Source organism: Nonomuraea sp. bgisy101, assembly GCF_057708945.1.
Window position 1 is genome coordinate 132397 of the sequence record NZ_JBYITD010000030.1, and the last position, 8017, is coordinate 140413.

General features: G+C 71.5%; 5 protein-coding genes. All 5 read left to right on the plus strand.

Annotated features, from left to right (window positions below; translation table 11 throughout):
• The first annotated feature begins 28 nt into the window (after positions 1-28).
• From AC3EO4_RS41705 to AC3EO4_RS41725, 5 genes are read left to right on the plus strand one after another with little or no spacing between them, the layout of a single operon-like run.
• Positions 29-1327 carry an extracellular solute-binding protein gene (locus AC3EO4_RS41705; protein WP_379581743.1) on the plus strand — a complete coding sequence of 433 codons (1299 nt, stop codon included), beginning with the start codon at positions 29-31 and terminating at the stop codon, positions 1325-1327.
• Positions 1324-2193, plus strand: a complete 870-nt coding sequence (locus AC3EO4_RS41710) for a carbohydrate ABC transporter permease (RefSeq protein WP_379581741.1) — start codon at positions 1324-1326, stop codon at positions 2191-2193. Before AC3EO4_RS41705 ends, AC3EO4_RS41710 begins: the two co-directional genes overlap by 4 nt.
• Positions 2190-3002, plus strand: coding sequence for a carbohydrate ABC transporter permease (locus tag AC3EO4_RS41715; protein ID WP_431901103.1), 813 nt, complete (start codon positions 2190-2192; stop codon positions 3000-3002). Before AC3EO4_RS41710 ends, AC3EO4_RS41715 begins: the two co-directional genes overlap by 4 nt.
• Positions 2999-6565, plus strand: coding sequence for a hypothetical protein (locus tag AC3EO4_RS41720; protein WP_431901105.1), 3567 nt, complete (start codon positions 2999-3001; stop codon positions 6563-6565). Before AC3EO4_RS41715 ends, AC3EO4_RS41720 begins: the two co-directional genes overlap by 4 nt.
• On the plus strand, positions 6562-7947 hold the full coding sequence (locus AC3EO4_RS41725) for an arabinose isomerase (protein WP_379581735.1): 1386 nt from the start codon (positions 6562-6564) through the stop codon (positions 7945-7947). Before AC3EO4_RS41720 ends, AC3EO4_RS41725 begins: the two co-directional genes overlap by 4 nt.
• The last annotated feature ends 70 nt before the right edge of the window (positions 7948-8017 follow it).

Below are 8017 nucleotides of genomic sequence, written 5' to 3' on the forward strand. Positions count from 1 at the left end.
ACTTCGCATCAGTCCGAGGAGAAGACTCATGACCGATCTGCGTCACGCCAGGATGAGCCGCGGCCAGTTCTTCCGCATGATGGGCGGCCTCGCGGTGGCGGCCGCGGCGACCGCGTGCTCGACCAAACCGCAGAGCACCTCCGCCACAGGAGCCGCCGCCGCGGTCGACCTGAAGTTCGTGGGAGTGGCCGACCAGAAGGCGCCGATGGACGAGCTGGTCGCGGCCTACCAGAAGGTGAAGCCGGGGGTACGGCTCACCGCGTCGTACGCGCCGACCGACCAGGTGCAGACCTCGCTGCGCACCCAGCTCGGCGCGGGCAACGCCCCCGACCTGCACGTCGTGTATCCGGGCAACGGCAGCGCCATGTCGATGTCGCAGATCGCGGGGGCGGGGCTGCTGGCCGACCTGTCCGCCCAGGCGTGGACCGCCACGATCCCCACCGGCTTCAAACCCGCCCTCCAGGTCGAGGGCAAGACCATGATGTTCTCGGCCGGCTCCTCGGTCATCGGGGCGATCTACAACAAGAAGGTCTTCGAGAAGGCCGGCGTCGACGCGCCCCCCACCACCTGGACCGAGTTCCTGACGCTCTGCGACAAGCTCAAGAAGTCGGGAGTCGCGCCGATCGCGCTCGGCGCCCAGACGCCGTGGGTCACGCAGCTCATCACCTACGCGCTGGTGCCCTCGACCGTGTACGCCAAGGACCCCTCCTTCGACGACAAGCAGCTCGCCGGGCAGACCACGTTCGCCGAGTCGGGCTGGCGCGCGGCCATGGAGATGTACATGGAGCTGAGCGAGCGCGGGTTCTTCAACGACAAGCCGAACGGCACCACCTTCGAGCAGCAGATCTCGATGGTGGCATCGGGTAAGGCGGGCATGGCGATCCAGGTCTCGGCCGTCCTGCCCGACTTCCGCAAGGCGACCTCCAGCCCCGACGACCTGTCCATGTTCCCCGTGCCCGGCGCCGACAGCGCCGACCAGGTGTGGATCCCCGCCGGAGTCGTGGTCGGCCTCGGGGCGGGGGCCAAGGGGAAGAACGTCGAGGAGGCCAAGGCGTTCGTCGACTTCCTCGGCAGGCAGGACAGCATCAACCGCTGGGCCAAGGCGATCTCGGCCATCCCGCTCACCCAGGACGGCGGCTCGACGATCGACCCCGCGGTGCGGTCCTTCCTGCCGTTCACCAAGGACAGGGCGGTGCCCTTCATGGACCAGCGCTGGCCCAACGCCGAGGTGCAGCCGGTCCACTTCGCGGTCGTCCAGGAACTGCTCGCCGGCAAGGCGACGATCGACGAGGCGCTGAAGAAGATGGACGAGGCATACCAGAAGTGATCAAGCGATTCTCCGCACTCTCCCCCTCCTGGCTGTTCGCCGCGCCCGCGCTGCTGGTCTACGCCGTCGTCGTGCTCTACCCGAGCGCCGCAGGCGTGGTCTACGCCTTCACCGACTGGAGCGGCATCGGCGAGGGCATGTCCTTCGTCGGCCTGGCCAACTTCCAGGCGATCCTGGACGACGAGCAGGCCATGGGTTCGCTCGGCAACACGCTGCTGCTCACGCTCGCGATCGTGATGGTGCAGAACGGCGTCGGCCTGCTCCTCGCCCTCGGCGTGCACGCCAGGCTGAAGAGCAGGACGCTGCTCCGAGTGATCTTCTTCGCGCCCGTCGTCGTCAGCCCCGTCATGGTCGCGTTCCTGTGGAAGTACGTCTACAACCCCGACCCGTCGGCGGGGCTCAACGGCCTGCTCGGCCTGGAGGTCGACTGGCTCGGCGACCCCGCGGTCGCGCTGTGGTCGATCGCGGGCATGGTCGTGTGGCAGTACGCCGGCTACTCCATGGTCATCTTCCTGGCCGGGCTGGAGGGCATTCCCGCCGAGCTGCACGAGGCGGCCATGATCGACGGCGCGGGCACGCTGCAGCGCTTCAGGTACGTGACCTGGCCGCTGCTCGCGCCCGCGCTGACGATCAACCTGATGCTCTCGACCATCGGCGGGCTCAAGCTGTTCGACCAGGTCTTCGCCGCGACCAACGGCGGGCCTGGCTACGCCACCGAGACCCTGTCGACCGTGCTGTACAAGCAGGCGTTCGTGTTCGGGAAGTTCGGCTACAGCACGGCGATCGCGCTGGTGCTCGCCCTGTTCGTGGCCGCCGTCTCCCTCGTCCAGATCTCCTACCTGCGCTCCAGGGAGGTGGCCCAGTGAGGAGGACCTTCCTGCTCGAGATCGTGATGATCGCCGCCGCCGTGGCGTTCCTCTTCCCCGTCTACGCCCTGGTCACGCTGTCGCTCAAGGACCCGTCGCAGCTCTCACGGAGCCCGCTGGCCCTGCCCGACCCGCCGACCGCCGCGAACTTCGCCAAGGCCTGGTCGGCCGCCGCGCTCGGCCCCTCGCTGGTGAACAGCACGGTGGTCACCGTCGTCAGCCTGGTCGCGCTCATCGGGCTCGGCTCGTTCGCCGCCTACTTCCTGGCCAGGGCGAAGAGCCGCCTGGGCTACGGGCTCTACGTCCTGTTCCTCCTGGGCATCGTGCTGCCGTTCCAGCTCGGCATGATCCCGCTGTACCGGCTGGTCACCGACCTCGGGTTGATCGGCACCCACGCCGGGATGATCCTCTTCTACACCGGCATCCAGCTGCCGTTCACGGTGTTCCTCTACACCGGGTTCATTCGCGCCCTGCCCCGCGAGTACGCCAGCGCCGCCCAGATCGACGGCGCCTCGCACCTGACCGCGTTCACCAGGGTGGTCTTCCCGCTGCTGCGGCCGATCACAGGAACGGTGCTGATCCTCAACGCGGTCTTCATCTGGAACGACTTCTTCACCCCGCTGCTCTACCTCGGCGGCTCCGGTTTCGAGACCGTCCCCGTCAGCGTGTTCGCCTTCGTCGGGCAGTACGTCTCCGACTACGGCCTCGTCTTCGCGGGACTGGTCATGGGCGCGCTGCCGATCGTGCTGGTGTTCCTCGCGCTTCAGCGCTACGTGATCAAGGGCTTCTCCTCGGGACTCAAGGGATGAACCTCTTCGACGTGCTCAGGGAGCCGCCGCGCAGCCATTCGCCGGCCGCGATCTGGTGGTGGAGCGGCGAGCCCCTGCGCCGCGACCGGCTGCGCTGGCAGATGCGGCGCCTGGTCGACGGCGGGGTGCACCACCTGGTCGTGCTCAACCTCGCCCCCTCGGGCCCGCTGTTCGGCGCCGACGCCGACGACCCGCCGTTCCTGTCCGAGGAGTGGTGGGAGCTGTTCGACGGCGTCTGCGAGGACGCCCTGGGGCTGGGCGCCTTCCTGTGGTTCTACGACCAGCTCGGCTTCTCGGGCGCGGACCTGCAGGCCCGCCTGGTGCAGGAGCACCCCGAGTTCGCCGGTCAGTGGCTGGCCGCCGACGGCACGGTGACCACGCGCGGCTTCGACTACCTGTCCCGTACGGCATGCGAGGTGCTGCTGGACCGTGTCCACGGCGAGTTCGAGCGGCGGCTCGGCCACTGGTTCGGCCGCGTGATCGTCGGCTCCTTCCAGGACGAGCTGCCGTCGATGCCCACCTGGTCGGGCGCCTTCGCCGCGGAGTTCCGCGCCCGCAGGGGCCAGGAGTTCCGCCTGGAGGACCCCGACTGGCACGCCTACCACCGGACCAGGGCGGAGCTGGCCGAGGAGGCGTTCTTCAGGCCGCTGGCCGAGTGGCACGCCAAGCACGGGCTCCTCAACGGGTGCGACCAGCAGGACCCTGCCAGGGCGGGCCACCCCGTCGAGGGGGTCGAGCTGTACGCCGACTACACGCGCACGCACCGGTGGTTCAGCGCGCCGGGCTCCGACCATCACGGCGACGCCCGGCTGCACTCCTCCCTCGCCCACCTGTACGGCAGGCCGCGCACCTGGATCGAGGCGTTCCACTCCAGCGGCTGGGGCGGCACCCTCGAGGAGACCCTCGACTGGCTGCTTCCCTGGCTGCGGGCGGGCGCGAACCTCTACAACCCGCACGCGGTCTACTACACGACGAAGGCCGGGTGGTGGGAGTGGGCGCCGCCCTCGACCGACTGGCGGCAGCCGTACTGGAGGCACCACCGGGTCTTCGCCGACGCGGTCACCCGCATGTGCGCGGCGCTCTCGCTCGGACGGCACGTGTGCGACATCGCGGTCCTGTTCCCCACGACGACCGCGCAGGCGGGCACGCCGCTGCCCGGCGGCTCGGCGGGGGAGCGGCAGGACGCGGCCGTGCGCGCCCAGCGCGTGTACCGGCGGCTGGTCGGGGACATGGCGTGGTTCGGGACCGTGCCAGGGGTGCTGGACCGGCTGTGCCTGGACGCCGACGTCATCGACGAGGACTCGGTCGAGCGGGCCGTGGCCGAGGACGGGCGGCTGGCCGTGTCCGGCGAGGCCTACCGCGTCGTCATCCTGCCCGCGGTCACGGAGCTGGACGAGCAAACCGCCGGACGACTGGGCGCCTTCGTCGACGGCGGAGGGCTGCTGGTCGCGGTGGGCGCCCTGCCCCGCTCCCCGGTTCTCCGCGCCCGATTCTCCGAGGATCCCGCCGCCCGCCCCGCGCAGAAGGGACGGGCGCGGTTCGTGGCGTCCGAGGACGAGCTCGGCGCGGCACTCGCCGGGTTCGAACCCCAGGTGGAGGCCGAGGTGCCGCCCCTGGTGCGCGAGGTGGACGGGGTCACGCTCGTCTTCCTGACCGCAGCGTCCCCCAGGGCGAGCAGAATCGCGGTGGGGCGGCCGGAGGAACGGGGCGTCGAGCTCGGCTGGCTGGACGCCACGATCGACTTCGACCCCCGCCGCTATCGCGACCGGACGAGGGTCAAGGTCCGCGGGGTGAGCGGGACCCCGCTGCTGGCCGGCCCGTTCGGAGGAGAGCCGCGCGCGCTGCCGTACACGATCGTGGACGGCGCCGTGGAGGTGGTCGTCCCCTTCGACGAGGGGCCCGCGGCGATGCTGCTGTTCACCGGCGAGGACCTGCCGGTCGCGCCGCCGCGCGAGCCGTACCCGCACGAGGTGGATCTCGGCGGCGACTGGGCGGTCGAGCTCGTGCCGACCATGGACGACACATGGGGCGACTTCGCCACGTCGGCGACGGTCGAGCGCTGGACGCTCACGACCCCCGAGGGCGAGCCCGTGCACGCGACGTTCGGCCCGCACGGCGAGCAGCGGACCGGCGACGGCTCAGGGCTCGACTGGCGGCCGTCGATCTGGTCGGAGTCCAGGGGGCTGCGCAAGGACCCCATCCACCGCGACACCCTCGGGCCCAAGGGGCACGTGCCCGAGGAGTTCATCGACTTCGGCCGGGTGGCGGCAGGGCAGAGCGGCTGGTTCCGCACCCTGCTCGCCGTGCCGCCCGCGGCACGGGACGTCTGGCTGGTCGTGGGCGCGGCGGCGGCGAAGACCGTCTGGCTGGACGGAGTGGAGCTGCCGCTCGACGACGCCGGCCACCTCGCGGTCGGCCCGCTTCCCCCTGCGGGCGGCGAGCGTCTGCTGGAAGTGCGGCTGGTCCCTGACGAGGACCTCGGCCTGCGCGCGCACGTGTCCGTCACCGCCGATCCCGCCCGCGTGCGCAGGCCCGAATGGATCGTGGGGCCGGTCCTGGAGACCGTCGTGGAGTCCACGGGAGAGGCCGCGGGAGGCGTCCTTCAGGTCGCCTCCACCGCGCCGTGCCTGGTCCTGGTCAACGGGCGGGAGGCCGGCCGCCAGGGCGGGTTCGACCCCTACGCCGAGGCCGACATCCCCAGGGTGCGCCGCTACGACCTGCGCCCGCTGCTGCGCCCAGGACCGAACACGATCCGGCTGGAGTGCGCGGGCGCGGTCCTGGCCGACGGCCTGGCCGTCTCTGGCCCCGGCTGGACCGGACCCGGCGGCGGCGAAGGCCCGCTGGTACGGCGGCGCCAGCACGGCGACCCCGCCGCCCTGCACCTGCGCCCCCGGCAGCACCCGCTCCCCGGAGCGGGCTGGATCGACGGGCGGGACACCGCCCTGCCCGCCGTCTTCGCCGCTCCGGGGAGCCGCAGGCCCAGGGAGGAGCGGTTCGTCGTGGACATCCCGCCCGGCGCCGTCCGGGTCGACGCCGACACCCACGGGCCCGCGCGGATCCTCGTCGACGGCGTGGAGAAGGACCTGCCCGCAGCTCTGGACGGCTCGGCGCGCAGCGCCGAGCTCCGCGTCGCCGCCCGGCCGGGCTTCGAGGGCGGCGGCGCGCTGGCGGGACCGGTCAGGTTCGACTGCGGTCCTGGCCGGATGACGCTCGGCGCGTGGGAGTCGTACGGCCTGGCGGACTACAGCGGCGGCGTCCGCTACACGACCACCGTCCGCTCGACCTCGCCCACGCCCGCCGTCCTCGACCTCGGCGGGGTACGGGGCACCGCCGAGGTCACCGTCGACGGCGTGGCCGCCGGCGTGCGGATCTGCGCGCCGTACACCTTCGACCTGAGCCTGACCCGCGGAGAGAACAGGATCGAGATCCTGGTGCTCGGCACCCTCGCGCCCTACCTCGACGCCGTCAGTCCGACCCACTTCGTCTTCCCCGGTCAGCGGGTGACCGGCCTGTTCGGGCCGGTCACCCTCCGCACCGCCCATCCCCTGGAGGAACCAGCATGAGAATCGGACTCGTCGCGGGCGGCCTGGGCGCCTACTGGCCCCAGTTCCCCGACCTGCTGCCCCAGCTGAAGCGTTCGGCCGCGCGTGTCGCCGAACGGATGAACGGGTTCGGCTGCGAGGTCGTCGACGTCGGGTTCATCTCCGACGCGCAGGAGGGCGCCGCCGCCGCCGAGCGGCTGCGCGCGGCCGGATGCGACCTGATCGTGGGCTTCCTCACCACGTACATGACCGCCACCATGCTGCTTCCCGTGGCCCAGCGCAGCGGCGCGCCCGTCCTGCTGATCAACCTGCAGCCCACCGAGGCGATGGACCACGACACCTTCGACACGGGTCAGTGGCTGGCCTACTGCGGCGCCTGCCCGCTGCCCGAGATGGCCAACACCTTCATCCGCGCGGGCATCCCGTTCCGCTCGGTGTCGGGCTACCTGGAGGACGAGCGGGCATGGGCGCGTATCGAGCGCTGGGTGAGGGCGGCGGGGGTGCGCGCCGCGCTCCGGCACGGCAGGCACGGGCTGATGGGGCACCTCTACCCCGGCATGCTGGACGTCTCGACCGACCTGACGCTGGTGCCCGCCAACTTCGGAGGGCACGTGGAGGTGCTCGAGTTCGACGACCTGAGAGTGCGCGTGGACAAGGTCACCGACGGCGAGGCGGCGGACAGGAGACGCGAGGTCGCGGAGCTCTTCGACGTGGACGCCTCCATCGCGGACGAGGACTTCGACTGGGCCGCGCGGGTCTCGATCGGGCTGGACCGCCTGGTGTCCGACTTCGGGCTGGACAGTCTCGCCTACTACCACCGCGGGCTGGAGGGCGAGATCCACGAGCGGCTGGGCGCGGGGATGATCCTGGGCGCCTCCCTGCTGACCGCGCGCGGCGTGCCCGCTGCAGGCGAGTACGAGCTGCGCACCTCGCTGGCCATGCTGATCATGGACAGGATGGGCGCCGGAGGCTCGTTCACCGAGCTGCAGGCGCTGGACTTCCTGCGCGGCCACGTCGAGATGGGCCATGACGGCCCCGCGAACCTGGCGATCAGCTCGCGGCGGCCCCTGCTGCGCGGCCTCGGCGTCTACCACGGCAAGCGCGGCTGGGGCGTGTCGGTGGAGTTCGACGTCACGCACGGCCCCGTGACCGCCTTCGGCCTGCTCCAGCGGCGCGACGGGCGGTTCGGGTTCGTCGCCGCCGAGGGCACGACGGTGGACGGTCCGCACCTGAAGATCGGCAACACCACCTCAAGGGTGGACTTCGGCCGTGACCCCGGCGAATGGACCGACGCCTGGAGCGCGACGGGGATCTCGCACCACTGGGCGCTGGGGACCGGGCACCGTGTCGAGGACCTGCGGGCCGTCGCCGATCTGCTCGAGATCGACCTCGTCGTCGTGTAGTGCCGTCAGCTCCGCGTTCGCGCTCGTGATCGATCGGTGCGTGGGGAGGGGGTGGTGACAAAAAACAAAA

Excerpts from the sequence above, each read along its gene's own strand:
- AC3EO4_RS41720 (WP_431901105.1), top strand. The coding sequence starts at position 2,999 with ATGAACCTCTTCGACGTGCTCAGGGAGCCGCCGCGCAGCCATTCGCCG.
- AC3EO4_RS41725 (WP_379581735.1), top strand. The coding sequence starts at position 6,562 with ATGAGAATCGGACTCGTCGCGGGCGGCCTGGGCGCCTACTGGCCCCAG.
- AC3EO4_RS41705 (WP_379581743.1), top strand. The coding sequence starts at position 29 with ATGACCGATCTGCGTCACGCCAGGATGAGCCGCGGCCAGTTCTTCCGC.